This is a genomic window from Streptomyces sp. NPDC024632 (genome assembly GCF_055559175.1).
Genome location: NZ_JBVHLD010000028.1, coordinates 1 through 23,029, shown reverse-complemented (window position 1 = coordinate 23,029; position 23,029 = coordinate 1). Strand labels below are relative to the sequence as shown.

The window sequence follows — 23,029 nt, the reverse complement described above, 5'->3', positions numbered from 1 at the left end:
TAGATTAGCCGCCCGGCGCTTCGACGGTTGAGGCGTCGCGCCCGTCGAGAGGAACGGACCGCCATGACCGAGGCGCAGCGGAGCCACCCGCCGATCGAGCCGTACGACCGGGGCATGCTCGATGTCGGCGACGGGAACCTCGTGTACTGGGAGACCTGCGGCAACCCCGAGGGCAAGCCGGCGCTCGTCGTGCACGGCGGCCCCGGCTCGGGGTGCAGGCCGTCGCACCGGCAGGACTTCGACCCGGAGCGGTACCGGGCGGTGCTGTTCGACCAGCGCGGCTGCGGGCGCAGTACGCCGCACGCGAGCGACCCGGCGACCGACCTCACCCACAACACCACCGACCACCTGATCGCCGACATGGAACGCCTGCGCGTCCACCTCGGCATCGACCGCTGGCTGCTGACGGGCGGCTCCTGGGGCTCGACGCTGATCCTGGCGTACGCGCAGCGGCACCCCGAGCGGGTCTCGGAGATCGTCATCAACGGCGTCACGACCACCCGCAGAGCCGAGATCGACTGGCTCTACCGGGGCGTCGGCCGCTTCTTCCCCGAACAGTGGGCGGCCTTCCGCGCGGCGGCCGGTCCGGCGTCCGACGGCACGGGGTCACGTACGGCGCCCGGCTCAGCGACCGGCTCAGCGACCGGCACGGCGTCCGGCTCAGCGACCGGCATAGCGACCGGCATGGCGTCCGATACGGCGGGCGGCATCGCGGGCGGGCTCGTCGCCGCGTACGCGCGCCTCACCGAGGACCCCGATCCGGCCGTACGGGCCAGGGCCACCGCCGACTGGTGCGCGTGGGAGGACGCGGTGCTCTCCCTGGAGCCCAGCGGCTCCGCCCGCCCGTACAGCGACCGCCCCTCCGCCGCCCGGCTCGCCATGGTCCGGATCTGCGCCCGCTACTTCTCGCACGGCGCCTGGCTCGAAGAGGGCGCCCTCCTGCGCGACGCGCCCCTGCTGCGGGGCATCCCCGCCACCCTGCTCCACGGCCGCCTCGACCTCAGCTCGCCGCTCGACACCGCCTGGCACCTCGCCGCCGCCTGGCCGCAGGCCACCCTCACCGTCGTGGACGACGCGGGCCACAAGGGCAGCGCCACGATGTCCCGCCACGTACGGGACGCGCTGGACGGGTACGCGCGAGCGGTCTAGGGGCGGGCCCGGTCAGCCGCGTACGGGGACCGTCGAGGTGGTGAGGAGCTGACGGGCCTGGCGCTCCGGGGTCTCGGGCGGGACGACGAGCAGGTCGCAGCGGCCGACGCCCCGGCAGAGCAGGCACACCGAGTCGCGGTGGCCGGTGGTGGTGGAGCGGTGGATACGGAGGGTGTGGCCGCCGAGCAGCAGGGCGGAGGGCCCGTCGAGCCAGTTCGCCGCGTCGAGGGTGATGTCGGTGATCCGGCCCCAGCGGCCGTTCAACGCGGCGAGCAGCGGCGGCAGTTCCTTGGTCACGTCACGGGTCCGCGGCCACCAGGCGCCGTCGATCCGTACGGGGCTGCCGCCCGGGTGGATCAGGGACAGCCGGGCGGGCGGCCCGTCCCAGACCGGCAGGGCGCAGGCGGGCAGCGGCGGCGGTGTCTCGGTCGCGGTGGTGATCGTCATGGTGTCGGCCTGTCTCCGGACGGTTCGTCCGGGGTGGTGGGTGGTGCCAAGCGCGTGTTCGGGGCGGGCCGCGGCGGGCGGGGCGGCGACGGCGGACGTACGGGCGGCGGTACGTCGTCGGCGGCGGTCCCCTCGGTGACGTCCGTGCCTCGGCTGACGTCCGGGTCCTGAGTGGCGTCCGCGTCCTGGGCGGCCTCGGTGACGCCGGTCACGCCGGTGACCTCGGCCGTCCCGGTGCCGTCCCGTACGCGCTCCTCGCCGCCGACCAGGCGGAGCTGGAAGGGGCCCGCGTCGGGGAAGTGGACGGTGTCCACGGTCAGCCGCAACCGGGTGCCGCCGTCCTCGTCCACCACCGGGCGGCCGGGGGGCGGCTGCTCGGTCGCGGCGAAGCGGAAGCGCAGCACCTGCGCGATCCTGCGGGCCGCCTCCGGGGTCGCGGCCACGATGCTGACCTCGGCGAAGCCGGGCGCGGGCAGCGCCCGCTCCGCGCCGCCGGAGCCGGAGCCGGAGCCGGAGCCCGAGCCCGAGCCGGTGGCCGCCGCCGCGTCCCGCCCCGCGTCGTCGCGCCCGGCCCCGGTACGGCCCCGCGGCGGCCCGGCCGTACCCGCCATGCGCGGATCGGCCCCCGTCCCCGCACCGGCCGCGCGCGGCTCACCCGACTCGTTCTCGCGCGGGGACATCAGGCCGCCCGCTCCGGCCGGGCCAGCCCCGCGGGACCGCCCTCGGCCTCCCATGCGGCGTCCGCGCCGCGGTCGGGGTCGGCCTGGGCCATCAGTTCGCTCGCGGTACGGACATTGGCCGGATCCGCCGCCGCGGCCATCAGCCGGGCCGCCGTCGCCGCCGGGGTCTGCGGCGGGACGATCAGCAGATCCCAGCGGCCCGTACGGTACGAGAGCACCAGCAGCTTGTGCGGGTCCTGCTCCTCGACGAACCAGCCGACATGCACCACGTGCCCGGCGACCGGCACCTTCTTCGGCACGGTCGGCCAGTACAGGGGGTTGACGGTGACCCGGGTGATCCGTCCCCACAACAGGTCCAACGCGCCGACCAGGGACGGCAGTTCGAGGGAGAGGTCACGGGACTTGGGCCACCAGGCACCGTCCAGCGGCCCCGGTCCGTGGCCGAGCTCGGCCGAACCGATCCGCAGGGCGCTGACGCCGGGCGACAGCGAGAGCCGCGGCGCGGGGGGCGCGGGAGGGGGCCGCGGGACCGTACGGACCGCCGAGGGGTGTGCGGAATCCTGAGAGGAGAGCATGGAACAAATCCGTCCACGGGCCCGCTGGAACGGGTCCGGCACCGTCGCTCACCGCGAACGACGCCGACTTGAGTGCCGGTGTACGGAATGCCCTCGGTCCGTTCACCCTACTCCGTCCGGGGTGTCTGGGACGATGATGGAAGGTCACCGTTCCGGACCGCCGGGACACGGGGCCGATGGGGGAGGGAACACGTGGCCGAGGTCTTCACGCGCCGCATGTCCAGATGGCAGGCGGAGCAGCAGCGCGAGGCCGTCGCGGATGTCTACGTCGAGGCGTACCGAGGTGTGCCGGGCCAGGAATTCCACGACCGGGAGGATTTCCTGGGGCGCTTCGCCGAGGCCACGCAGCGGCCCGGCTTCGACATGATCGTGGCCAGCGAGCGGCGGCTGACCGGGGTCGCGTACGGCTACGTCCTCGACCGCGCCGACGGCTGGTGGCGGGACTTCACGGTCGCGGGCACCGACGGCGCGGGGCCCGACGGCACGGACATCGAGGAGCTCACCGCCTCGGGCCAGGTCTTCGCGCTCGCCGAGCTGATGGTCGTGCCCGCCTACCGCAGGCAGGGCATCGCGACCGGTCTGCTCGACCAGCTCCTGCTGCGCAGCGACGCGGCCCTCGTCACCGTCCTCACCGCGCCCGACGCCGACGCCGTCCACGCCCTGCGCGCCTGGGAGTGGACCTACCTCGGCGACACCCACGGCCCCCGCCAGGCATGGAGCCGCCCGCTGCGCCCGTGAGCGTCGCCGCCGCCATGTCCCCTGGCGTCGCTACCGCTTGCGGACGCCGAACAGCGAGCGGCTGATCTCGCGGCCGAGCTGCGTACCCATGGAGCGGGCGAGGGACTTGAACGCGCCGCTGTGGACGACCTGTTCGACGATTCCGGCGTCGGCGGGGGCGCCCTTGGCGGAGGAACGGCCGCTCTTCGGGGCGGTCTTGGGCGCGCTCTCGGCGGCTTCGGCCCGCGCGGCGGAAGCCGCTTCGGCGGCGGCCAGCTTCTCGTAGGCGGACTCGCGGTCGACCGCCTCGGCGTACCGCCCGTACAGCGGCGAGGACTTGACGGCGGAGTCGAGCACGGCCGCGTCCACGGGACCCATCAGCGACTCGGGGGCGCGCAGCCGGGTGGCGGCCACCGGCGTCGGCGCGCCGTTCTCGCTGAGGACGGTGACGACGGCCTCGCCGGTGCCGAGCGAGGTGAGCGACTCGCCCAGGTCGTAAGCGGAGTTGGGGAAGGTGGAGACGGTGGCGCGCAGCGCCTTGGCGTCGTCGGGCGTGAAGGCGCGCAGGGCGTGCTGGACACGGTTGCCGAGTTGGGCGAGCACGTCGCCGGGGACGTCCTTGGGCGTCTGCGTGACGAAGAAGACGCCGACGCCCTTGGAGCGGATCAGCCGTACGGTCTGGGTGATCGCGTCGAGGAACGCCTTCGAGGCGCCGTTGAAGAGCAGGTGCGCCTCGTCGAAGAAGAAGACCAGTTTCGGCCGGTCGAGGTCGCCGACCTCGGGCAGGTCCTGGAAGAGGTCGGCGAGCAGCCACATCAGGAAGGTCGAGAAGAGCTGCGGCTTGTCCTGCACGGCGGGCAGCTCCAGCACGGAGACCAGCCCGCGCCCGTCGGACGCCGTACGCAGCAGCTCGCTCGTGTCGAATTCCGGCTCGCCGAAGAACGCGGCGGCGCCCTGCGCCTCGAAGGCCGTCAGGGTCCGCATCAGCACCCCGGCCGTCGCCGACGAGATCCCGCCGATCTCCTTCAGCTCCGGCTTGCCCGCGTCGGAGGTCAGGAAGGCGATGACCGCCCGCAGGTCCTTGAGGTCGTACAGCTCGAGGCCCTTGGTGTCGGCGTAGTGGAAGATCAGGCCGAGCGACTGCTCCTGCGTGGTGTTCAGGCCGAGCACCTTGGACATCAGGACGGGGCCGAAGGCGGTGACGGTCGCCCGTACCGGGATGCCGGGGCCGAGGCCGCCCAGCGCGTAGAACTCGGCCGGGAAGCCGGTGGCCGTCCAGTTCTGGCCGACTTCCGCCGCCCGCCGCTGGACCTTCTCACCCGGTTGGCCCGGCGCCGACACGCCGGAGATGTCGCCTTTCACGTCCGCGAGGAAGACCGGGACGCCCTGCGCGGAGAGCTGTTCCGCGACGAGCTGGAGCGTCTTGGTCTTGCCGGTCCCGGTGGCGCCCGCCACCAGGCCGTGCCGGTTGAGCATGCCGAGCGGGATGCGGACCGGCGCGTCGGGGTGGCACTCGCCCTCCCAGAGCAGCGCGCCGAGGTCCAGCGCGGGGCCGGTGAAGGCGTAGCCGCGGGCGATGTCGGCGGCGGGGGACGGCAGTGTCGGCCCGGACAGTGGGGCTGATGGCCCGGACAGTGGGGCTGTCGGCCCGGACGGCGCGGGAGTCGTCCCGGACGGTGGGGCTGTCGGCCCGGACGGTGCGGGAGTCGACCCCGGTGTCACGGCCGCATCACCCGTGACGGCCTCACCGGCGGAACTATTCGGCTGGGGATCGGTCATCACATGCTCCCGATTCATACGACGATGAGGCTTTTGCCACCATCGCACCCCGGCAGCGGTGCTGCGCCCGGACAAGCCGGGCCGGTAGGCTTTCCGTGTGATCTTCAAGCGCATCGGAAACGGGCGGCCGTACCCGGACCACGGCCGGGTGAGTACGCGCGAGTGGGCCGACGTCGCCCCACGTCCCGTGCGGCTGGACCAGTTGGTGACCACCAAGGGACAGCTCGACCTGGAGACACTTCTCGCCGAGGATTCCACCTTTTACGGCGACCTCTTCGCCCATGTTGTGAAATGGCGGGGCGACCTCTATCTCGAGGACGGACTCCACCGGGCGGTACGCGCCGCGCTCCAGCAGCGCCAGGTGCTCCACGCCCGGGTCCTGGAGATGGACTGACAATCCGCTTACGCTGCGCTCATGAGCATGCTGACCCCCTCCGGTATGGGCGGGAAGTACCGGGTCACCGGCAAGCAGTACCCGAGGATGCGCCGCCCGCGCCGCCGCGGCCGTGTCGTCACCGCCGTGCTCGCCTCGGTCGTCGTGCTCGGCCTCTTCGGTTACGGGGCGCTGCAACTCGTCCATGTCTTCCGCGGGGACGACAACGGCGACACGAAGGCGAACGCGGCACCGCAGAACCGCCCCTGCGTCACCGTGGCCCCCACCGCCCCCACGGGTAAACCGGCCCCGCTGCCGCAGCCCGCGGGCGTCACGCTGAACGTCTTCAACGCCACCGCCAAGGGCGGTCTGGCCAAGACCACGGCCGACGAGCTGGCCAAGCGCGGCTTCAAGGTCAACAAATTCGGCAACGCGCCCGACCCGTACGACAAGAAGGTCGGCGAGTCCGCGCTGATCGTCGCCGGGCCCGCGGGCGAGGCGGCGGCCCGCACGGCGGGCACCCAGGTGGCGGGCTCGACCGTGAAGATCGACCCCAAGCGGACCGACAAGACCGTCGATGTGATGATCGGCACGGCCTTCACGGCGCTTTCCGGTCCGACCGACGTGGCGAAGGCCCGGATCGTGGCGGCGAACCCGCCGCCGCCGAAGCCGGTGTGCGTGACGCCGAGCCCGAGCGCGTCGGGGGGCGCCCCCGGCAAGACGGGGGCCACGACGAAGGCGGGCGCGCCGGCGAAGCACTAGCCGCCGCGGCGGGTGGCGCCTTGGCGGGTGGCGCTTGCGCGGGTGGCTTGGCGCGGGTGGCGCTTGTCCGGACCGTTCAGCCCTTCCGGGGCGTCCGCGACACGCCGGGTCGGGCCGGGCCGATTGTCAGCTCACCGTGCCGTACATCCGGTCGCCCGCGTCGCCGAGGCCGGGCACGATGTAGCCGCGCTCGTTCAGCCGCTCGTCGACCGCGGCCGTGACCACGGTGACCGGCTTGCCCGCCAGGGCGCGCTCCATCGACTCGACGCCCTCGGGCGCGGCCAGCAGGCACAGCGCGGTGACGTCGTCGGCGCCGCGGTCGATCAGCAGGTCGATCGCCGCCACCAGGGTGCCGCCGGTCGCCAGCATCGGGTCGACCACGTACACCTGCCGTCCCGACAGGTCCTCCGGCATACGGGTGGCGTACGTCGCCGCCTCCAGCGTCTCCTCGTCGCGGACCATGCCGAGGAAGCCGACTTCGGCGGTGGGCAGCAGCCGCACCATGCCGTCGAGCATGCCGAGCCCGGCGCGCAGGATCGGCACCACCAGGGGGCGCGGGTAGGAGAGCCTGACCCCGGTGGTCGGGCCGACCGGGGTGCGGATGTCGACCTGCTCGGTCCGCACGTCGCGGGTGGCCTCGTAGGCGAGCAGGGTGACCAGCTCGTCGGCGAGCCGCCGGAACGTCGGCGAGTCGGTGCGCTCGTCGCGCAGGGTGGTGAGCTTGTGCGCGACCAGCGGGTGGTCGACAACATGGAGACGCATGAATATGACTGTATCCGCCGGGTGGGGGGTGCGTCGCCAGTGCGATGAGCAGCCCGGCTCCGCGCACCTTCTGCGCCTGGCGTGGGGTAAACGGCGCGAACGAGGGAAACTGGCCAGATACGCCCGGTGTGCCTTCCGGGTGAAGCGAGCCCCAGGGATGGTGCCCGAGATGCCGGAGCCCGACCGAGCAGCCGAGCGAGCAACCGACCGAGCCATCGACCGTGACGCGGATCGCACCGACCGCACTCCGGATCGCGCCACCGACGGCGCCCCCGCCGACGCTGCGGACCGATCTGAGGACCGATCCGCGGACCGTACTGCCGACCGATCCGCTGACCGGTCCGCGGACCGGTCTCCCGGCCGTTCCCCCGCCCGCGACACGGACATCGAGCGGCGCCGCAAGCGCGCGCTGTTCCTGCGGGAGCTGAACGAGGCAAAGGAGCTGCGCGAGCGGGTCCAGCCGCGACGCGCCCGGGTCGCCCGGCTCCGTCAGCAAATGCGGATGCGCACCTTCCGTTGGTGACCGCGCCGCGCGGGTGACCGGGTACGGATCACGTATACGCCGGGTACGCGCCGCGTACACAGCGTGACGGATCAGTACCGTACGGGTGACCGTTCCGGGCCCCCGATGGCCGGACTTTCCAGAGAAGTGACGAAGACCTGGCACGTCGCGGTGCAGAAGACCCTTCGCAACGCCCCGGTTTCTGCCACGATGCCGAGTGGGTGGGGCCAACGGAAGTCGAAAGCGGCCCCCATCCGGTCCGGACGGCCTGAGACCCTGTGGGAGAGTCACGGTGTACTTCGCCGCACTGCTCGCGCGCACCGAGGACGGTTGGCAAGCGAGCGAACCCGATCTCGACGATGTGGAAACCCTCGCCGATCTGAGCGATCTGGCCCGCGCGGCCGGCGACGAGGAGGAAACGGTTCTGGTCTTCATCGAACAGGAGGACGCCTGGTTCGGCGTCATCCGTGTGGACGGTGAAGAGGATCCCAGGATCTATGTGTCCGACGCGGCTGCCGCCGCCCGCAGTTCGTACGGGGAGATCCTGCTCACCGACGAAGTGCTGGGCCGCGACCCCGAGGACCTGGACGAACTCGTGGACCTCGACGGCACCGAGGACGGCGAGGACGACGAGACCGAGGACGCCGTGGCGGGCCCCTCGGAAGACCATGTGCCGACCGGTCCGCTCGGCGAAACCGACATCCTCACGGATCTCGGCATGAGCACCAGGGAACTGCTGGCGCTCAGCGGTGACGGCGCGCTGACCGGTGAGGCGCTCGGCGAGATCGCCGACGCGCTGGGGTGCGGGGACGTGCTGGAGGCGGTCCGCTGACAGACCCTCTGAAGGACCCCTGGGTCGCCGCGATGCGGCTGGCCCTTGAAGAGGCGGCACAGGCCCCGCTCACCGGTGACGTACCGGTGGGCGCGGTCGTGCTGGCCCCCGACGGCACGGTGCTGTCCCGTGCCCGCAACGAGCGCGAGGCCACCGGCGATCCGACCGCCCACGCCGAGGTCCTGGCCATCCGCCGCGCCGCCGCCTCCGTCGGCGGCTGGCGCCTGACCGGCTGCACCCTCGCGGTCACCCTCGAACCGTGCACCATGTGCGCGGGCGCGATCGTCCTCTCCCGGCTCGACCGCGTCGTCTACGGCGCCGCCGACGACAAGGCGGGCGCCGCCGGTTCCCTCTGGGACGTGGTCCGCGACCGCCGCCTCAACCACCGCCCCGAAGTCATCCCCGATGTCCTCCCCACCCCCTCCGCCGCCCTCCTCACCCGCTTCTTCCGTACAACCGATTTCTGACCACCCCCCCGCGTGGGCTAGGATCTCTCTCGGTAGCGTGTCCGAGCGGCCTAAGGAGCACGCCTCGAAAGCGTGTGAGGGGGCAACTCCTCCGTGGGTTCAAATCCCACCGCTACCGCCATGAACAGCGAAGTTGAGGGGCCCGACCGCACTGCGGTCGGGCCCCTCAACGTGTTCGTCGGAGGGCCGTTCGCCGGGGAACCCTTCGTGGCCGTTACTCGTCGTCGTAGCGCTTGAAGTCGCTGGTGTCGATGGTCCAGGGGCCGAAGGGGACCTGGTCGCCGAAGACGTAGGGGAGCACGGTGGAGTAGTGCGGGCCGCTGGAGCCGGGGGCGGGGTCGGCGTAGGTGAAGACGAGACCCTTGCGAGGGTCGATGAGCAGGTAGAGCGGGATGCCCATCGCGGGGTAGTCGGCGGCCTTCTCGACGTAGTCGTTGTCCGGGTTGGACTCGGAGACCACCTCGACCACCGCGAGCAGGTCAGCGGGGTCGACTGTCGGTTTCGGCTCTTCCAGGATGTCGAGCGGGAGGACGACGGCGTCCGGTCGGCGCATCCGCCCCACCGCCGGGTGCTCCACTTCGGCACCTGACTGGGCGACGATGTCACGGTCCGGATGCGTGGCCGGGAGCTGAGCGTTCAACTGGCGGACGACGCGGGTGGCGATGGCCTCGTGGCGGTTGACCGGGCTCATCATCACGACGACCCCGGCAGCTCCGATCTCGATCGCCCAGGCACCTTGCATGCGGTCCGCCAGCGGCCAGAGCTCCTCCGCGATCTTCCGCATACGTGCGTAGACCTGCGGGTCCGCTGCTTCGGTCACGACTCCTCCGTACGGTGGGTTCAACCGGCACCCGAGCCAGTGAAGCGCCTGCAACCGACTGACGCGGTTGCTCCTGCGAGTCTGCATGCCACCGCGGCCATCGCCAAGGCGGACTTGCCCCGGCCTGCGGCGTTCCGGGACCGGCCGAAGAACAACGATCCATGAGCGCATGGCTCCCAAGCCGCGCCGCGCGCCTGTCGCCCCCCCAAACGGCTCTACCTTCTTGATCGGGTTGATCGAGCCATTCGTAGGGTTGGGTCGCCCAGGGGTGACCAGCGGTGAGCCCGCGCTGCTGCTGGCGCTGCTGGTCAGCCACGGCCAGGAGGTCCTCACCCGCGTGGTCAACCGCCTGCGCGGCACCCCGCTGTCCATGTTCCCGGCCCTGGAGAGGGCCCTGGACACGGCCAACACCGGTCCACTCAGGCTGCTGACGGGCTGCCAGACTCCGCATGCGATCCGCCGTGCCGGGGTCACTCGGCTGGCGATGGCCCTCAACGAGCATGTTGTCGAGCTGGACAAGCTCATCGAGGACCGGTTTCGCGAGCACGAGCTCGCTGACATCGTGCTGAGCGTCCCGGGCATCGGCACGACTCTCGGAGCCGAGTTCCTCGCCGCCGTCGGTGGCAGCCTGGACAGGTTCGACTCCCCAGACGCCTTGGCGGCCTTCGCCGACGTCGCCGCGGTGAAGGCGCATGGAAGAATCGACGTATGCAGTCTTTTTCCGCCAGCCCCGACAGTCTGAGCGGACCCCTGCCCCTCCTTGACGACGAAGGGACGAGCTGGATTCTTCATCGCAAGCGGCTTGACCTGCGCATCGTCCGTCGGCTGGTCAAGGACGCCACCACACTTGTCCTCTGGGGAGACATGGGCGGTATGAGCCCCCGGCTCACGACGGCGGCCGAACGTCCCCTGCTCTGGGACCGGATCAAAGACGAGTACATGGGCCCCGGCGGAACATGGTCGACCGGCCGCTACCTGGCTCACGAGTTCCGCGCCGAGCCGGGACACCGCATGCTCTACGTCGAGGACCACTGCTGAGCTCCGCGCGCGGCGATTGAGTCGGAACCCGTTTCCGCGAACGGAGTCATCGACAACAGCAGTAGGAAGCTGGGACATCACTGCTCCCGAGCCTCACCTCTTCAGTGACCAGCGGTTACTCAATAAACCCGGCCCGCTCCCCGGTAGAATCGGAGCCATGCCCTCCCCCGTGAACGCCACGACCGGCGAAGGCGCGCCGCGGTGGCCGGCGGGGTCGACGCACGACGAATTCCTCGCGGTGCCGGGTGACGCGGCCCGCGCCTCGCGCCCGCACCGGCGCAATCCCCAGGCCCTCGAACCCGGCGACGGCGAACCGAGGTTCGGCCTCTTCCCCGACGTCCTCCCGCGCGGCCTGCCCGCGACGGAACCGACGACCCCCCGCCCGTAACCGATGCCCGCCACCTCGGAGCGCCTGGTCTGGTACGTGTCGTACGGCTCCAACATGTCGCTGGCGCGCCTGCGTTGCTACCTGACGGGCGGCACGGCCCAGGACACCGCGGACGGCGGCGGGCGTACGTATCCCGGTTGCCGCGACCCGCGGATGCCGGAGCGCTCGGTGGGGATCGAGCTGCCGGGGACGGTGTACTTCGCCACCTGGTCGCCGGTCTGGCACGGCGGACGCGCCTTCTACGACCCGCTGGCCCCCGGCCGCGCCTGGGCCCGCGCCCACCTCCTGACCCTCGGTCAGTTCTCGGACATCGCCGCCCAGGAGATGTACGCCGCCCCCGGCCACGACCTCGACCTCACCCGGGTCCTCGCCGAGGGCCGCGACCGCCTCGGCCCTGGCCGCTACGAAACCCTCCTCCACCTCGGCGACCTCGAAACCCACCCCCTCCTCACCTTCACCGCCCCCTGGCACGCCCCCGACGCCCGGCCGGTCCCCCCGTCCCCCGCCTACCTCGCCCACCTCGCCGCGGGCCTCCGCGAAGCCCACACCTGGCCCCCCGAAGCGATCACGACCTACCTCGCGGGCCTCACGTCGCGGAGTACGGCTCGATGAGCGGTCGCGGATCACGTACTCCGCGAACGATCTCCTCCGGCACCCCGGGGCCCTGTGCGTAGTAGCGCCCCTGCGCTTCACCGTGGGCCGACAGCCATCCCGCCCTGACGAGTTCACGGATGTCACGTTGGGCCTGCTGCTCGCTCAACTCCGCGTCCGCCTGGTACGTCGCCCGCCGGACCCGGTTTCCCATCAGGGCCGGGTACAGGGCGTACAGCGTGCGCTCGGGCAGCCCTTGTCGCTCGACGGCCTCCTCAAGCGCGGACCACACCGTGCGGGTGGTCTCGACCTGCCGCTGTACGGCCTGGGCCTGTTGATGGTGGGCGCGCAGGCAGAACCGGACCCAGGCGCGGGTGTCCCGGTCCGGCGTCCAGACCGGGCCGCCGACCTCCGCCAGTACGTCGTAGTAGCGATAGGTGTTGCGGGCCCGGCCCAGCCACTCCTCAATACTGGAGAACTCCGGCGCGACGATCCCTTCCCGCGCCAGGACCAAGGTCTGGAGCGCGCGGGACATCCGGCCGTTTCCGTCCGCCCAGGGGTGGATCGCGACGAGATTGAGGTGCGCCATCGCGGCTCGCACCAGAGCGGGCGCTTCCAGGTCGCCCTCGTTGAGCCAGACGACCAGTTCCGCGATGAGATCCGGCACCGAGTCGGCGTCAGGCGCGGTGTAGGCCGCGATGGTCGGGTCCTCGGGTGAGGTCACGTACACCGCACCGGACCTCCACCAGCCCGGACGTTTGAGCAGGTGGTGGCCTTGCATCATGAAGTGCAGACCGTTGAGCAGACCCTTGCCGTAGGCGAAGTCCGGCCCGGCGTCCGTCAGTCGCTGGATGTACGTCATGGCCTGCCGGTAGCCCTCGATCTCGGCGGAGACCGTCTGGTCGGCCTCGATCGGCGCCTCGCCGAGCATGATGTCTTCGACATCGGCGACGCTCGCCGCGTATCCCTCGATCGTGTTCGAGCCGGCGATCGCCCGCGCTGTCAGATTGCGGCGGAGCTGCCCCTCCCAACGGCGCGGCGTCCGCAGGTGGAGCCGGAGCCGGTCGCGCATCCCCTCGATCTCACCGAGGACCCGCTCATCCACGTCGTCCAGGCCAGGCGTTTCATACAACATGACGCAATGACACCATCATCCCGTCAATACGTCAAACCGTCCCTCAACGCGACCTACCTCGCGGGGCTGGCCGGGGTGGCCTGATCTCGTCGCGCGGGGGGCGGCCGGGGCGGGCGGGGGCGTTCCCCTTGGGGGGCGGACTCCGTACGTTCGTACGGAGTCGGGGTCGCGTTCACCGAAGGGCGGATCGACGAAGACGGCGCGCCGGTCGGTGTGTCCTGATATGTCTGGTGTGGGCGGCACGAGAGCGAAGGTGGGATCGGGAGCATGGACCTGGCTGAGCGGACGAGGAGCCGAGGGCGGGTCCGGCGCGGACACGTACACCAGGGACACGCACACCAGGGGTACGTACACCAGGGGTACGCGCACCGCGGACACGCCCACCGGGGGCGGATCGCGCTGGCCGCGACGGCCCTGACCGCCGCCGCCGTGCTGGCCGTGGCGCCGGGGGCGTCCGGCGCTCCGGGACCCGAGGCCGCGACGGCCACGCCGGTCAAACACGTCGTGGTCATCTTCGACGAGAACGTCTCCTTCGACCACTACTTCGGTACGTATCCGCAGGCCGCGAACACCGACGGCACGCGCTTCACGGCCGCCCCCGGCACCCCGGCCCCGGTGAATCTGCTCAGCGACGGCTCCCGGCTGCTGACGCACAACCCGAACCAGTACCAGCCGCGCCGCCTGAGCCCGTCACAGGCGCTCACCTGCGACCAGAACCACAGCTACACGCCCGAGCAGCAGGCGTACGACGGCGGCGCGATGGACCAATTCGTGCAGCACACGAGCAGCGACAAGTGCTCGGGGCTGTACGGGAGTCCGGGCCTGACGATGGACTACTTCGACGGGAACACCGTCACCGCGCTGTGGAACTACGCCCAGAACTACACGCTGGGCGACAACAGCTTCGGCGACGTCTTCGGCCCGTCCACTCCCGGCGCGCTCGGCCTGGTCTCCGGGCAGACGCACGGCGGCGTCTCGATCGACCCGAAGACCGGCGAGCAGGTCCCGGTGGAGCGGTCCACGACCGTACGCAGCCCCGACCCGACGACCGGGGTCGGCACGGTCGTCACCGACCCGGACCCGGCGTACGACGACTGCTCGGACAACAACCACACCGCGAGCGGCCAGCTCACCGCGATGCGCGGCCGCAACGTCGGGGACCTGCTCAACGACAAGGGCGTGACCTGGGGCTGGTTCCAGGGCGGCTTCGCGCCGACGTCCTCGCCGGGCGGCACGGCGGTCTGCGGCGCGACCCACGCCAATGTCGGCGGCAACGCGTCGGTGGACTACTCGCCGCACCACGAGCCGTTCCAGTACTACGAGTCGACGGCGAATCCGCACCACCTGCCGCCGACGTCCGCCGCGATGATCGGCCGCCAGGACCGGGCCAACCACCAGTACGACCTGACCGACTTCGACACGGCGCTCGCGGCCGGGAATCTGCCCGCGGTGTCGTTCCTGAAGGCGGCCGAGTACCAGGACGGGCACGCGGGCTACTCCGACCCGCTGGACGAGCAGCACTTCCTGGTCCGCGAGATCAACGCGGTCCAGCGGTCGCCGCAGTGGGCGAGCACGGCGGTGATCGTGGCGTACGACGACTCCGACGGCTGGTACGACCAGGTCGCCGCCGCGATCACCAACGGCTCCACCGACGCGGGCGCGGACACCGCGATGTGCGCCGACGGCCCGCCCGCGGCAGGCGGCTACCTCGACCGCTGCGGTCCGGGACCCCGGCTGCCGCTGCTGGTCGTGTCCCCTTACACCCGGCGCGATCACGTCGAGCACGCGCTGACCACCCAGTCGTCCGTCCTGCGCTTCATCGAGGACAACTGGGGTACGGGCCGGATCGGCGACGGCTCCTTCGACGCGACCGCGCACCCGCTCGACCCGATGTTCGACTTCGCCCGGCCCCAGCAGCGCGCGGTGCTGCTGAACGCGGACGGCTCGGTCGCGAAGACCGTGCCGGTACGAGTGGCGCCCGGCCGCAGGACCCCGCTCCCGGAAGGCGCGTCGGGCGGTACGGCGAGCGGTACGACCACGGGTACCAGTAGCGGTACCAGCAGCGGTACGACCACGGGTACGAGCAGCGGTACGAGCAGGGGCGCGGCGTCGGCCGCGGACGCCACGACGGCGGGACCGGATACGGGCGCGCCCGCCGCCTCGGGGCCGGGTGCCCGGCTGACCGGCACGGAGATCGCCGGCGGGTCCGCCCTGGTGGTGCTGCTGGCGGCGGCCGGCGGCACATGGCTGCTGCTGCTCCGGCGCCGCAGGACGTGACAGCGGGCGGGCGGAAACAAAGCGACGGCAAAGCGAGGTCAAGGGGCGGTAAGCCGCGGCAAGCGGCGGCAAGCGGTGCCGACAGGCCGATCCCACGCTCCGGACCTGCCACGAACCCGAGCCCGACCTTCATCTTCTAAGAGGATGATTGGGACAACAGGCCGTCTGATTACGCCATCTGATGGATAGACTTCCGTGATTGCACACTTGTGACCGTCGGTGCGGGCTGCGGGCTGGGGAGGGCAAAGGCGCATGGCGCAGGCGAAGAAGATCACCATGTACGTACTGGTGATCTTCATCCTCTACACGATCATCAATCAGCCGGCCCGAGCCGCTGATCTCGTCCAGGTAGGCTTCCAGGGCATATCGAACGCCGCGAAGAGCATCGGGAAGTTCATGCACGACCTGGCCAACTGACCGGCGGGCCGTCCCGGCCGCTCCGGCGGCGCACCACCAGTACCCAGCGGCACGCGGCGGCATGCCGGCGGCGAGGGAGTCCCATGATCCGGCATCTGGTCCTGTTCAGGCTCAACGAGGGCGTGCGGCAGGACGAACCGCGTGTCCAGGCGGGCGCGCGGGCCTTCGCCGAGCTCGGCGAGAAGGTGCCGGAAACGCTCTCCTGGGAGTGCGGCTGGAACATCACGGACCGCCCGATCGCCTACGACTTCGCCATCAATTCCACCGTCGCGGACGCGGCGGCGCTGACGGCGTATCTCGAACACCCGGAGCACCGGGCGGCCGTCGCGCTCTGGTCGGAGTTCGCCACCTGGGTGATCGCGGACCTGGAGATCTGACCTCCCGGCCGAGCGCACGACGAGCGTTCACGCGCCCCCCGCCGACCGGCGGGGGGCGTTTTTGCGCCCTTTGAGCCCCCTCGCGCGCCACCTCCGCGCACCCTTCGCTCCGGATTCACACCGCCGGACGGGGGACTTCCGGGCCGCCGGTTCGTACAACACGGCAATATGCGGTGCTTGCACAAAGCGGACATGAATTGTGATGCTATGACCGCTTTTGCCGGATGAGTGGACCGATAAGGGGTGTGGTGTGCCGGTGTCGGCCCATACGGCGTCAACAACGTATCCCCGAGGCAGAACCCGTACGCCCAGTGCCAACGCGGCGGACGCGAGAGCGCTCACCCAGGTGCTCTTCGAGCAGATCACCAAGCTGGAGCCCGGCACCCCCGAGCACGCACGGGTGCGGGCCGCGCTGATCGAGGTGAATCTGCCGCTGGTGCGCTACGCGGCGGCCCGCTTCAGGAGCCGCAACGAACCGATGGAGGACGTGGTCCAGGTCGGCACGATCGGCCTGATCAACGCAATCGACCGGTTCGACCCGGAGCGCGGCGTGCAGTTCCCGACCTTCGCGATGCCGACCGTCGTCGGCGAGATCAAACGTTACTTCAGGGACAACGTGCGGACCGTGCACGTGCCGCGCCGCCTGCACGAGCTGTGGGTCCAGGTGAGCGGCGCGATCGAGGACCTGACCGTGCTGCACGGCAGGTCGCCGACGACGGCCGAGATCGCCGAGCGGCTCAAGCTCGCCGAGGAGGAGGTGCTGGCGTGCCTGGAGGCGGGCCGCGCCTACCACGCGACCTCACTGGAGGCGGCGCAGGAGGGCGACGGGGCGCCGGGGCTGCTCGACCGGCTCGGCTACGAGGACCCGGCGCTGTCCGGGGTCGAGCACCGCGACCTCGTCCGCCATCTTCTGGTCCAGCTTCCCGAGCGGGAGCGGCGCATCCTGTTGCTCCGCTACTTCGGCAACCTGACGCAGTCCCAGATCAGTGCGGAACTGGGGGTTTCGCAGATGCACGTGTCCCGTCTGCTGTCCCGGAGCTTCGCGCGGCTGAGGTCCGCAAACCAGCTCGAAGCGTAGCTGAAGAGGATTAAGTCACCTGCACGGATATGTCGACATGGCGCTACAGCGTGTTGCCGACATGTGACATTCTGCGGGTACCGCGTTTGTCGCGAGCCGGCCTCCGGTATTCCAGTGGAGGAACAACCGTCGCTCGCGACACCCGTCCGCGACCTCAAGGGGGTGGCATGTCCGTACAGGTGGGCAGTCCCAAGGTGCTCAAGCCCGACACGGCGACCGCACCGCACGATGCTCTTCACGGCGAGGCCATCGACACCCGCACGCTGTCCCGATCGCTGTTCCTGCGCCTCGCGGAACTGCCGGTGGACAGCCCGGAACGCACCTATGTACGTGACACGCTCATCGAGCTGAATCTGCCACTCGTGCGGTACGCAGCCGCTCGCTTCCGCAGTCGGAACGAGCCGATGGAGGACATCGTCCAGGTCGGCACGATCGGCCTGATCAAGGCGATCGACCGCTTCGACTGCGAGCGCGGGGTGGAGTTCCCGACCTTCGCGATGCCGACGATCGTCGGTGAGGTGAAGCGATTCTTCCGCGACACCTCCTGGTCGGTCCGGGTCCCGCGCCGCCTCCAGGAACTGCGGCTGGCGCTCACCAAGGCCAGCGACGACCTCTCCCAGAAGCTGGACAGGTCGCCGACGGTCGCCGAACTGGCGGTCTGCCTCGGGGTGTCGGAGGAGGACGTCGTCGACGGCCTCGCGGTGGGCAACGCGTACACCGCCAGCTCGCTGGACTCCCCGCCGCCCGAGGACGACGGCGGCGAGGGCACCCTCGCGGACCGCCTCGGCTACGAGGACACCGCGCTCGAAGGCGTCGAGTACCGCGAGTCGCTCAAGCCGCTGCTGGCCCAACTGCCGCCGCGCGAACGGCAGATCATCATGCTGCGGTTCTTCGCGAACATGACGCAGTCGCAGATCGGCGAGGAGGTCGGCATCTCCCAGATGCACGTCTCCCGGCTGCTCACCCGCACCCTCGCACAGCTCCGTGACGGCCTCACCGCAGAGGCATGAGGTGGCACTGACGGGGTGGTGACGACCTGACACCCCGTCAGTAAACTGACGTGATGGTCGCGTTGGTCTCGTACGTCGCGTTGAGGAAGACCCAAGCACTGCTGCGCACCACGGCTCCGGCGCTCGCCGCGCTGGGCCTGCTCGTCATGGCCACCGGCTGCGCGGGCGGCGGCACCACCGGCCATGTCGCGATCGGCGGCGTCGGCCCCTCCCCGAGCGCTCCCCACGACGCCCCCCCGGACGGCGACGTGGTCCTGGTCCCGCTCGACGGCCCGGCCCCCGGCGCCGCGAAGCCGTCCCGTACGCCCTCGGGCACGGACACCGGCACGGGGCCGCGTACACCCTCCTCCGGAGCGCCCCGGACACCCTCCTCGCCCCACGGGACCCCCACGACCCCCGGCGGACCGGCCAGCGGCTCGACGGCCCAAGCGGGCGGCGGCACGGACTCCGGTACGGGACCGGGCTCGGCTACGGGCGGCGGCACGGGTTCAGGGGGTACGAGTTCAGGGGGTACGGGACCGGGCGGTACGGGCTCGGGCGGCGGGTCCGGCAGGGCCACGACGGCGCCGCCGACGGCCGCGCGGCTCACCGTGAGCGCGCCCACGCGTACGGCGGACGCGGACCGCTGGTGCGAGAAGGTCGCCGTCACCTTCACCAACGCCGGGGGTCTGCCGGTGACGGCGGGCACGGTCACCTTCGGCACCCACATCATCGGCGGGCTCGGCATCGACTGGGCGACCGTGGAGACGGCGAAGCCCGTGCCGGTGCCGCTGGCGGGCGGGGCGTCGCGCACCGCCTCCTGGGACCTGTGCGTGGACGCCTGGCGGGTGCCGCTGGGCATGCACATCGAGACCAGGGACGTCACGCTGTCCTGACCGGCGCCTCCTGGCGCCGACCCGGGTCCCGGCCTGTCCCCCGATCCGCCCGTGGACCCCGTGACAGCCCCGACAACGGACCCGTCAAGACCCGTCCACGGACCTGCCCACCGACCTGCCTGCCGACCTGTCCACGGACATCCGTGGCGATATGCCCCCGTTGGCACATCCTGCTGCGTAGGGACGGGCAGGCCGGGCGGTCAGCGCATCGCGAGCGCGACCACTCCGATGACCACGGCCACCGCCACGATCACACCGATCACCAGGCCGACCTTGCTGCGGCCCTGCGCCCGCTGCACCTCGGCGGCGGGCGGCTGCTCGTCGACGAAGGCACGGAACATCTGGGTGTTGCCGGCCGGGTCGTAGTTGTTCTCAGGGTTCGACATGCCGCCTGACCCTAGCGTCTCGACGGAAGGGCCCGCACCCCCGGCCCGCCCGGCGGCCACACGGCCTCCGGCCCGAGCCGTTCAGGCAACCCGGACACGTACCTCTTGGGCGGATACAGGCGTTTCCTTTGCTGAATCTTTGCCGCGATTCCGGGCAAAGAATTTGTCTGGCACAACCAACTACTTTACAGTTGCTTCAGGCAACCAAAGATCACAGCGGACTCACAGGCAGCTCCCGCAGCGGAAGGACAGGTGACCGTCGCATGGCGGACCGCGAGCAGTGCGTGGAACTCGCACACCAGCTCCGCACCACCTTCGTCGTCAGCCGCGAGATCGCCCGGGGGCTGCCGCCCGAGACCCCGCTCACGGCGGTCATGGTGCTCGGCGCCCTCGACCGCCACGGCGAGCTGCGGATGAGCAGGCTCGCCGAACTCCTCGACGTCGACATGTCCGTGACGAGCCGTCATGTCGCCTTCGGCGTCGAGCGCGGCTGGATCGACCGGGCCCCCGACCCGCTGGACCGCCGCTCACGGCTGCTGCGGCTCACCGAACACGGCACGCGGACACTGCGGTCCTCGTCCGACCGGGCCGCCGCCGTGGTCGCCGACCATCTGGCCGACTGGCCGGACGCCGACGTGGCCCGGCTCTCCGAACTGCTCGCCCGGCTGCGTGACAGCTTCGGCGACTGCCGCTCCGCCGCCTCGCGCGGCGGCGCCCACCACATATCGCGCGCCCAGACGGGCTGAAGAGGACTGAAGATGGCAACAACAACCCAGGCCGGCAAGCGGGACGGGCAGGCACCGGAACCGGGCCACGGCGGCCAGGAATCCGCGCCCATGTCGCACCGGCAGATCATGGAGGCGCTGTCCGGGCTGCTGCTCGGCCTGTTCGTGGCGATCCTGTCGTCCACGATCGTCTCCAACGCCCTGCCCCGCATACTCGCCGACATCGGCGGCGGGCAGAGCGCGTACACCTGGGTGGTCACCGCCTCGCTTCTCGCGGTCACCGCGACCACCCCGATCTGGGGCAAGCTCTCCGACCTGTTCAGCAAGAAGCTGCTGATCCAGCTCTCGCTGGTGATCTACGTGGTCGGCTCGATCGTGGCCGGCTTCTCCACCAACCCCGGCATGCTGATCGCCTGCCGCCTGGTCCAGGGCGTCGGCGCGGGCGGTCTGTCCGCGCTGTCGCAGGTGATCATGGCCGCGATGATCTCGCCCCGGGAGCGCGGCCGTTACAGCGGCTACCTCGGCGCGACCTTCGCCATCGCGACCGTCGGCGGCCCGCTGATCGGCGGTGTCATCGTCGACTCCACGCTCGGCTGGCGCTGGTGCTTCTACGTCGGTGTGCCGTTCGCCGTCGCCGCGCTGGTCGTGCTCCAGAAGACGCTGCACCTGCCGGTGGTCAAGCGGAAGGTGCGGATCGACTGGACCGGCGCCTTCCTGATCACCGCGGCCGTCTCGCTGCTCATGGTGTGGATCTCGCTCGCCGGTGAGAGCTACGCGTGGGTGTCCTGGCAGAGCTACGTGATGGTGCCGCTGTCCCTCGTGCTCGGCGCGCTGTTCGTCTACACCGAGACCCGTGCGGCCGAACCGATCGTCCCGCTGCGGCTGTTCCGCAACAAGACGATCACCCTCACCTCGATCGCGAGCCTCTTCGTCGGTATCGCGATGTTCGCCGGCACGGTCTTCCTGAGCCAGTACTTCCAGCTCGCCCGCGGCAAGACCCCGACGATGTCCGGCATCATGACGATCCCGCTGATCGGCGGCCTGTTCATCGCCTCGACCGTCTCCGGCCAGATCATCACACGCACCGGCCGCTGGAAGGCGTTCCTGGTCTCCGGCGCGGTCCTGCTCACCGCGGGCTCCGCGACCCTCGGCCTGATCCGCAACGACACCCCGTACTGGGAAGTCGCCGTCTACATGGCCCTGTTGGGCCTCGGCGTCGGCATGATGATGCAGAATCTGGTGCTCGCCGTGCAGAACCAGGTCTCCGTCGCGGACCTCGGCTCGGCCAGTTCCCTGGTCACCTTCTTCCGCTCGCTGGGCGGCGCGGTCGGCGTCACCGCGCTCGGCGCGGTGCTCGGCAACCGCGTCACGCACTTCGTCACCACGGGCCTCGCCGACCACCACATCACCGGCGCCGGGACCGGCGGCGGCATCCCGGACGTCGAGCAACTGCCCGCCCCTGTCAGGGGGATCGTGGAGAGCGCGTACGGCCACGGCATCGGCGACGTCTTCCTGTACGCCGCGCCCTTCGCCCTGCTCTCCTTCCTGCTGGTGATCTTCGTCAAGGAGACCGCCCTGCGCACCCGCAGCGGTTTGCAGCAGGCTGAGGCGGGTACGGGCCGGGCGGCGGAAGTCGCCGTCGCGGAGCTGGCGGCGGCCGAGACCGGCGCGGCGGACATCGCCGCCACCCAGACGGGTACGCCCGAGGCGGAAGCCGTCCGGGACCGGTCGGGCGACCAGACCCGGTAACCGGGAGGGCCGGTCACCCGGCCCGCAGGAACTCCCGGCCGACTGTCCTGTTCCCACAGCGGAGAGGTCCAGGGCGGCGGACGGGACCGGGTCCCGGAGGACGGCCGGAGCAGGGGACGGCCGAGGCCGTCCACCGGGACCCAGCACGGAGGGCGTGCCGCCGGAGCCGATGTCACGGCACGGCGGCCCGCCCCCTCTCGTCGGACGCCGTTTCGGCGTAAGGCCGCAGGCGCCTGCGGCCGCATCCGCAGGTGCCCGACGTAGGGTGCTGGCATGGCTCCCAACATCGCCACGAATACGTCCGTCACGCTGGATGAGCTGCTGGAGTTCGTGCGCCCGCGGCACCGCGCGATCCTGCTCACCACCCGTTCCGACGGCCGCCCGCAGGCGTCCCCGCTCACCTGCGGGGTCGACGACTCCGGCCGGATCGTCGTGTCGACCTACCCCGAGCGGGCCAAGACGCGCAACGCCCGCCGCGATCCGCGCGCCTCGGTCGTGATCCTCTCCGACGAGTGGAACGGCCCCTGGGTGCAGGTCGACGGCACCGCCGAGGTCATCGACAGCCCCGAGTCCGTCGAGCCGCTGGTCGAGTACTTCCGCAACATCTCGGGCGAGCACCCCGACTGGGACGAGTACCGCTCCGCGATGGTGCGGCAGGGCAAGTCCCTGATCCGCGTCACCCCGGAGCGGTGGGGCCCCATCGCCACCGGCGGCTTCCCGGCCCGGCTGGCGTAGCGCGCACTCCCCGTCCCGTCGGGGGTTTCGACTCCCGCGCCCCGAGCGGTCGTTGCCCTCAGCCGCTCAGGGCGGCGGTCGGGTCGCCGTGCACCACGTCGGCCGCGATGCTCTCCCGGCGCAGGCCGCACGGCACGCGTGCCGCGTACGGCGTGCGTGGGGCGTACGGCGTGCGTGGGGGTACGTCGTGGCCGTCGCAACCGTCGCGCCGGGTTCAGCTAAACATGGGGGGGATTGCGAAGCCGTAAAGGAATGCGCCGGGGGGGGGGGGGGGGGGGGGGGGGGGGGGGGGGTGTGGGGGGGGGGGGGGGAGGGGGGGAGGGGGGGGGGGGGGGTGGGGGTTGGGGGGGGGTTTCGGCACCCATCTTCTGGGTCGTTCGGGG

The 23,029-nt window shown here is 71.4% G+C and carries 27 protein-coding genes, 1 tRNA gene and 1 pseudogene; 21 read left to right on the top strand and 8 right to left on the bottom strand.

Annotation, left to right across the window (positions count from 1 at the left end):
* Positions 1-63: 63 nt before the first annotated feature.
* Positions 64-1,149, top strand: coding sequence for an alpha/beta fold hydrolase (locus ACZ37P_RS37375; RefSeq protein ID WP_467350909.1), 1,086 nt, complete (start codon positions 64-66; stop codon positions 1,147-1,149).
* Between the two features lie 12 nt (positions 1,150-1,161).
* On the opposite strand, the gene ACZ37P_RS37370 is transcribed toward ACZ37P_RS37375, so the two are convergent.
* Genes ACZ37P_RS37370 through ACZ37P_RS37360 form a run of 3 tightly spaced genes read right to left on the bottom strand, consistent with a single transcriptional unit; the run spans position 1,162 to position 2,851 of the window.
* On the bottom strand, positions 1,162-1,596 hold the full coding sequence (locus ACZ37P_RS37370; RefSeq protein ID WP_355336516.1) for a DUF5994 family protein: 435 nt from the start codon (positions 1,594-1,596) through the stop codon (positions 1,162-1,164).
* Positions 1,593-2,276, bottom strand: coding sequence for a hypothetical protein (locus ACZ37P_RS37365; RefSeq protein WP_467350907.1), 684 nt, complete (start codon positions 2,274-2,276; stop codon positions 1,593-1,595). Before ACZ37P_RS37365 ends, ACZ37P_RS37370 begins: the two co-directional genes overlap by 4 nt.
* Positions 2,276-2,851 carry a DUF5994 family protein gene (locus ACZ37P_RS37360; protein ID WP_355336518.1) on the bottom strand — a complete coding sequence of 192 codons (576 nt, stop codon included), beginning with the start codon at positions 2,849-2,851 and terminating at the stop codon, positions 2,276-2,278. Before ACZ37P_RS37360 ends, ACZ37P_RS37365 begins: the two co-directional genes overlap by 1 nt.
* Before the next feature lie 216 nt (positions 2,852-3,067).
* On the opposite strand from ACZ37P_RS37360, the gene ACZ37P_RS37355 reads away from it, so the two are divergent.
* Positions 3,068-3,589, top strand: coding sequence for a GNAT family N-acetyltransferase (locus ACZ37P_RS37355; protein ID WP_355336519.1), 522 nt, complete (start codon positions 3,068-3,070; stop codon positions 3,587-3,589).
* 30 nt (positions 3,590-3,619) lie between these two features.
* Here ACZ37P_RS37355 and ACZ37P_RS37350 read toward each other — a convergent pair whose 3' ends face one another.
* Positions 3,620-5,347 (bottom strand): helicase HerA-like domain-containing protein, encoded by a 1,728-nt coding sequence (locus tag ACZ37P_RS37350; protein ID WP_467350904.1) that lies wholly within the window; start codon positions 5,345-5,347, stop codon positions 3,620-3,622.
* A 97-nt stretch (positions 5,348-5,444) separates the two neighbouring features.
* Between ACZ37P_RS37350 and ACZ37P_RS37345 the strand changes: the two genes are divergently transcribed.
* Positions 5,445-5,741, top strand: a complete 297-nt coding sequence (locus ACZ37P_RS37345; RefSeq protein ID WP_188284476.1) for a type II toxin-antitoxin system VapB family antitoxin — start codon at positions 5,445-5,447, stop codon at positions 5,739-5,741.
* Between the two features lie 21 nt (positions 5,742-5,762).
* The gene (locus ACZ37P_RS37340) at positions 5,763-6,482 is read left to right on the top strand and encodes a LytR C-terminal domain-containing protein (RefSeq protein WP_391042312.1); all 720 of its coding nucleotides are present in this window, start codon (positions 5,763-5,765) and stop codon (positions 6,480-6,482) included.
* A gap of 126 nt (positions 6,483-6,608) precedes the next feature.
* On the opposite strand, the gene upp is transcribed toward ACZ37P_RS37340, so the two are convergent.
* Complete coding sequence (upp, locus tag ACZ37P_RS37335; RefSeq protein WP_355336522.1) at positions 6,609-7,244, bottom strand: uracil phosphoribosyltransferase; 636 nt, start codon at positions 7,242-7,244, stop codon at positions 6,609-6,611.
* 214 nt (positions 7,245-7,458) lie between these two features.
* Between upp and ACZ37P_RS37330 the strand changes: the two genes are divergently transcribed.
* From ACZ37P_RS37330 to ACZ37P_RS37315, 4 genes are all read left to right on the top strand, one after another.
* Positions 7,459-7,767: a hypothetical protein gene (locus ACZ37P_RS37330; protein ID WP_467350925.1), complete on the top strand. Its 309-nt coding sequence runs from the start codon at positions 7,459-7,461 to the stop codon at positions 7,765-7,767.
* A 271-nt stretch (positions 7,768-8,038) separates the two neighbouring features.
* Complete coding sequence (locus ACZ37P_RS37325) at positions 8,039-8,578, top strand: tRNA adenosine deaminase-associated protein (RefSeq protein WP_355336524.1); 540 nt, start codon at positions 8,039-8,041, stop codon at positions 8,576-8,578.
* Positions 8,579-8,610: 32 nt separating this feature from the next.
* A complete protein-coding gene (locus tag ACZ37P_RS37320) occupies positions 8,611-9,045 on the top strand; it encodes a nucleoside deaminase (protein ID WP_355336525.1) in 435 nt (144 codons plus the stop codon).
* Positions 9,046-9,076: 31 nt separating this feature from the next.
* A tRNA-Ser gene (locus ACZ37P_RS37315) sits at positions 9,077-9,166 on the top strand.
* A 93-nt stretch (positions 9,167-9,259) separates the two neighbouring features.
* On the opposite strand, the gene ACZ37P_RS37310 is transcribed toward ACZ37P_RS37315, so the two are convergent.
* Complete coding sequence (locus ACZ37P_RS37310; RefSeq protein WP_391042308.1) at positions 9,260-9,865, bottom strand: Uma2 family endonuclease; 606 nt, start codon at positions 9,863-9,865, stop codon at positions 9,260-9,262.
* Positions 9,866-10,133: 268 nt separating this feature from the next.
* On the opposite strand from ACZ37P_RS37310, the pseudogene ACZ37P_RS37305 reads away from it, so the two are divergent.
* The 4 genes and pseudogenes from ACZ37P_RS37305 to ACZ37P_RS37290 all read left to right on the top strand — a co-directional run.
* A pseudogene (locus tag ACZ37P_RS37305) lies at positions 10,134-10,544 on the top strand (transposase); the annotation flags it as partial.
* Positions 10,545-10,573: 29 nt separating this feature from the next.
* A complete protein-coding gene (locus tag ACZ37P_RS37300; RefSeq protein WP_467350900.1) occupies positions 10,574-10,903 on the top strand; it encodes a hypothetical protein in 330 nt (109 codons plus the stop codon).
* 157 nt (positions 10,904-11,060) lie between these two features.
* Positions 11,061-11,291 (top strand): hypothetical protein, encoded by a 231-nt coding sequence (locus ACZ37P_RS37295; RefSeq protein ID WP_401851117.1) that lies wholly within the window; start codon positions 11,061-11,063, stop codon positions 11,289-11,291.
* Positions 11,292-11,294: 3 nt separating this feature from the next.
* Positions 11,295-11,903: a histone deacetylase gene (locus tag ACZ37P_RS37290; RefSeq protein ID WP_401718204.1), complete on the top strand. Its 609-nt coding sequence runs from the start codon at positions 11,295-11,297 to the stop codon at positions 11,901-11,903.
* Here ACZ37P_RS37290 and ACZ37P_RS37285 read toward each other — a convergent pair.
* Complete coding sequence (locus tag ACZ37P_RS37285) at positions 11,878-13,017, bottom strand: Fic family protein (RefSeq protein WP_355336530.1); 1,140 nt, start codon at positions 13,015-13,017, stop codon at positions 11,878-11,880. The two genes, ACZ37P_RS37290 and ACZ37P_RS37285, sit on opposite strands and share 26 nt — an antisense overlap.
* 267 nt (positions 13,018-13,284) lie before the next feature.
* On the opposite strand from ACZ37P_RS37285, the gene ACZ37P_RS37280 reads away from it, so the two are divergent.
* From ACZ37P_RS37280 to ACZ37P_RS37255, 6 genes are all read left to right on the top strand, one after another.
* Positions 13,285-15,294: a phospholipase C gene (locus ACZ37P_RS37280; protein ID WP_467350897.1), complete on the top strand. Its 2,010-nt coding sequence runs from the start codon at positions 13,285-13,287 to the stop codon at positions 15,292-15,294.
* A 252-nt stretch (positions 15,295-15,546) separates the two neighbouring features.
* The gene (locus tag ACZ37P_RS37275) at positions 15,547-15,711 is read left to right on the top strand and encodes a hypothetical protein (RefSeq protein ID WP_188284483.1); all 165 of its coding nucleotides are present in this window, start codon (positions 15,547-15,549) and stop codon (positions 15,709-15,711) included.
* 83 nt (positions 15,712-15,794) lie between these two features.
* Positions 15,795-16,088, top strand: coding sequence for a Dabb family protein (locus ACZ37P_RS37270; RefSeq protein WP_355336532.1), 294 nt, complete (start codon positions 15,795-15,797; stop codon positions 16,086-16,088).
* 256 nt (positions 16,089-16,344) lie between these two features.
* A complete protein-coding gene (locus tag ACZ37P_RS37265; RefSeq protein ID WP_391042301.1) occupies positions 16,345-17,166 on the top strand; it encodes an RNA polymerase sigma factor SigF in 822 nt (273 codons plus the stop codon).
* A 167-nt stretch (positions 17,167-17,333) separates the two neighbouring features.
* Positions 17,334-18,176 carry an RNA polymerase sigma factor SigF gene (locus ACZ37P_RS37260; RefSeq protein ID WP_093712083.1) on the top strand — a complete coding sequence of 281 codons (843 nt, stop codon included), beginning with the start codon at positions 17,334-17,336 and terminating at the stop codon, positions 18,174-18,176.
* Between the two features lie 53 nt (positions 18,177-18,229).
* Positions 18,230-19,051, top strand: coding sequence for a hypothetical protein (locus ACZ37P_RS37255; protein ID WP_467350894.1), 822 nt, complete (start codon positions 18,230-18,232; stop codon positions 19,049-19,051).
* Between the two features lie 200 nt (positions 19,052-19,251).
* On the opposite strand, the gene ACZ37P_RS37250 is transcribed toward ACZ37P_RS37255, so the two are convergent.
* Positions 19,252-19,437, bottom strand: a complete 186-nt coding sequence (locus ACZ37P_RS37250; RefSeq protein WP_355336534.1) for a hypothetical protein — start codon at positions 19,435-19,437, stop codon at positions 19,252-19,254.
* 263 nt (positions 19,438-19,700) lie between these two features.
* Between ACZ37P_RS37250 and ACZ37P_RS37245 the strand changes: the two genes are divergently transcribed.
* The 3 genes from ACZ37P_RS37245 to ACZ37P_RS37235 all read left to right on the top strand — a co-directional run bounded on the left by ACZ37P_RS37245 (position 19,701) and on the right by ACZ37P_RS37235 (position 22,646).
* On the top strand, positions 19,701-20,183 hold the full coding sequence (locus ACZ37P_RS37245; RefSeq protein ID WP_355336535.1) for a MarR family winged helix-turn-helix transcriptional regulator: 483 nt from the start codon (positions 19,701-19,703) through the stop codon (positions 20,181-20,183).
* 90 nt (positions 20,184-20,273) lie between these two features.
* The gene (locus tag ACZ37P_RS37240; RefSeq protein ID WP_467350924.1) at positions 20,274-21,911 is read left to right on the top strand and encodes an MDR family MFS transporter; all 1,638 of its coding nucleotides are present in this window, start codon (positions 20,274-20,276) and stop codon (positions 21,909-21,911) included.
* A gap of 273 nt (positions 21,912-22,184) precedes the next feature.
* Positions 22,185-22,646, top strand: coding sequence for a PPOX class F420-dependent oxidoreductase (locus ACZ37P_RS37235; protein WP_391042297.1), 462 nt, complete (start codon positions 22,185-22,187; stop codon positions 22,644-22,646).
* Positions 22,647-23,029 lie beyond the last annotated feature (383 nt).

Excerpts from the sequence above, each read along its gene's own strand:
- ACZ37P_RS37275 (WP_188284483.1), top strand. The coding sequence starts at position 15,547 with ATGGCGCAGGCGAAGAAGATCACCATGTACGTACTGGTGATCTTCATC.
- upp (WP_355336522.1), bottom strand. The coding sequence starts at position 7,244 with ATGCGTCTCCATGTTGTCGACCACCCGCTGGTCGCGCACAAGCTCACC.
- ACZ37P_RS37295 (WP_401851117.1), top strand. The coding sequence starts at position 11,061 with ATGCCCTCCCCCGTGAACGCCACGACCGGCGAAGGCGCGCCGCGGTGG.
- ACZ37P_RS37235 (WP_391042297.1), top strand. The coding sequence starts at position 22,185 with ATGGCTCCCAACATCGCCACGAATACGTCCGTCACGCTGGATGAGCTG.
- ACZ37P_RS37355 (WP_355336519.1), top strand. The coding sequence starts at position 3,068 with ATGTCCAGATGGCAGGCGGAGCAGCAGCGCGAGGCCGTCGCGGATGTC.
- ACZ37P_RS37340 (WP_391042312.1), top strand. The coding sequence starts at position 5,763 with ATGAGCATGCTGACCCCCTCCGGTATGGGCGGGAAGTACCGGGTCACC.
- ACZ37P_RS37360 (WP_355336518.1), bottom strand. The coding sequence starts at position 2,851 with ATGCTCTCCTCTCAGGATTCCGCACACCCCTCGGCGGTCCGTACGGTC.
- ACZ37P_RS37255 (WP_467350894.1), top strand. The coding sequence starts at position 18,230 with ATGGTCGCGTTGGTCTCGTACGTCGCGTTGAGGAAGACCCAAGCACTG.
- ACZ37P_RS37270 (WP_355336532.1), top strand. The coding sequence starts at position 15,795 with ATGATCCGGCATCTGGTCCTGTTCAGGCTCAACGAGGGCGTGCGGCAG.
- ACZ37P_RS37300 (WP_467350900.1), top strand. The coding sequence starts at position 10,574 with ATGCAGTCTTTTTCCGCCAGCCCCGACAGTCTGAGCGGACCCCTGCCC.
- ACZ37P_RS37285 (WP_355336530.1), bottom strand. The coding sequence starts at position 13,017 with ATGTTGTATGAAACGCCTGGCCTGGACGACGTGGATGAGCGGGTCCTC.
- ACZ37P_RS37245 (WP_355336535.1), top strand. The coding sequence starts at position 19,701 with ATGGCGGACCGCGAGCAGTGCGTGGAACTCGCACACCAGCTCCGCACC.
- ACZ37P_RS37290 (WP_401718204.1), top strand. The coding sequence starts at position 11,295 with ATGCCCGCCACCTCGGAGCGCCTGGTCTGGTACGTGTCGTACGGCTCC.
- ACZ37P_RS37320 (WP_355336525.1), top strand. The coding sequence starts at position 8,611 with ATGCGGCTGGCCCTTGAAGAGGCGGCACAGGCCCCGCTCACCGGTGAC.
- ACZ37P_RS37365 (WP_467350907.1), bottom strand. The coding sequence starts at position 2,276 with ATGTCCCCGCGCGAGAACGAGTCGGGTGAGCCGCGCGCGGCCGGTGCG.
- ACZ37P_RS37280 (WP_467350897.1), top strand. The coding sequence starts at position 13,285 with ATGGACCTGGCTGAGCGGACGAGGAGCCGAGGGCGGGTCCGGCGCGGA.
- ACZ37P_RS37375 (WP_467350909.1), top strand. The coding sequence starts at position 64 with ATGACCGAGGCGCAGCGGAGCCACCCGCCGATCGAGCCGTACGACCGG.
- ACZ37P_RS37260 (WP_093712083.1), top strand. The coding sequence starts at position 17,334 with ATGTCCGTACAGGTGGGCAGTCCCAAGGTGCTCAAGCCCGACACGGCG.
- ACZ37P_RS37350 (WP_467350904.1), bottom strand. The coding sequence starts at position 5,347 with ATGACCGATCCCCAGCCGAATAGTTCCGCCGGTGAGGCCGTCACGGGT.
- ACZ37P_RS37250 (WP_355336534.1), bottom strand. The coding sequence starts at position 19,437 with ATGTCGAACCCTGAGAACAACTACGACCCGGCCGGCAACACCCAGATG.
- ACZ37P_RS37240 (WP_467350924.1), top strand. The coding sequence starts at position 20,274 with ATGTCGCACCGGCAGATCATGGAGGCGCTGTCCGGGCTGCTGCTCGGC.
- ACZ37P_RS37370 (WP_355336516.1), bottom strand. The coding sequence starts at position 1,596 with ATGACGATCACCACCGCGACCGAGACACCGCCGCCGCTGCCCGCCTGC.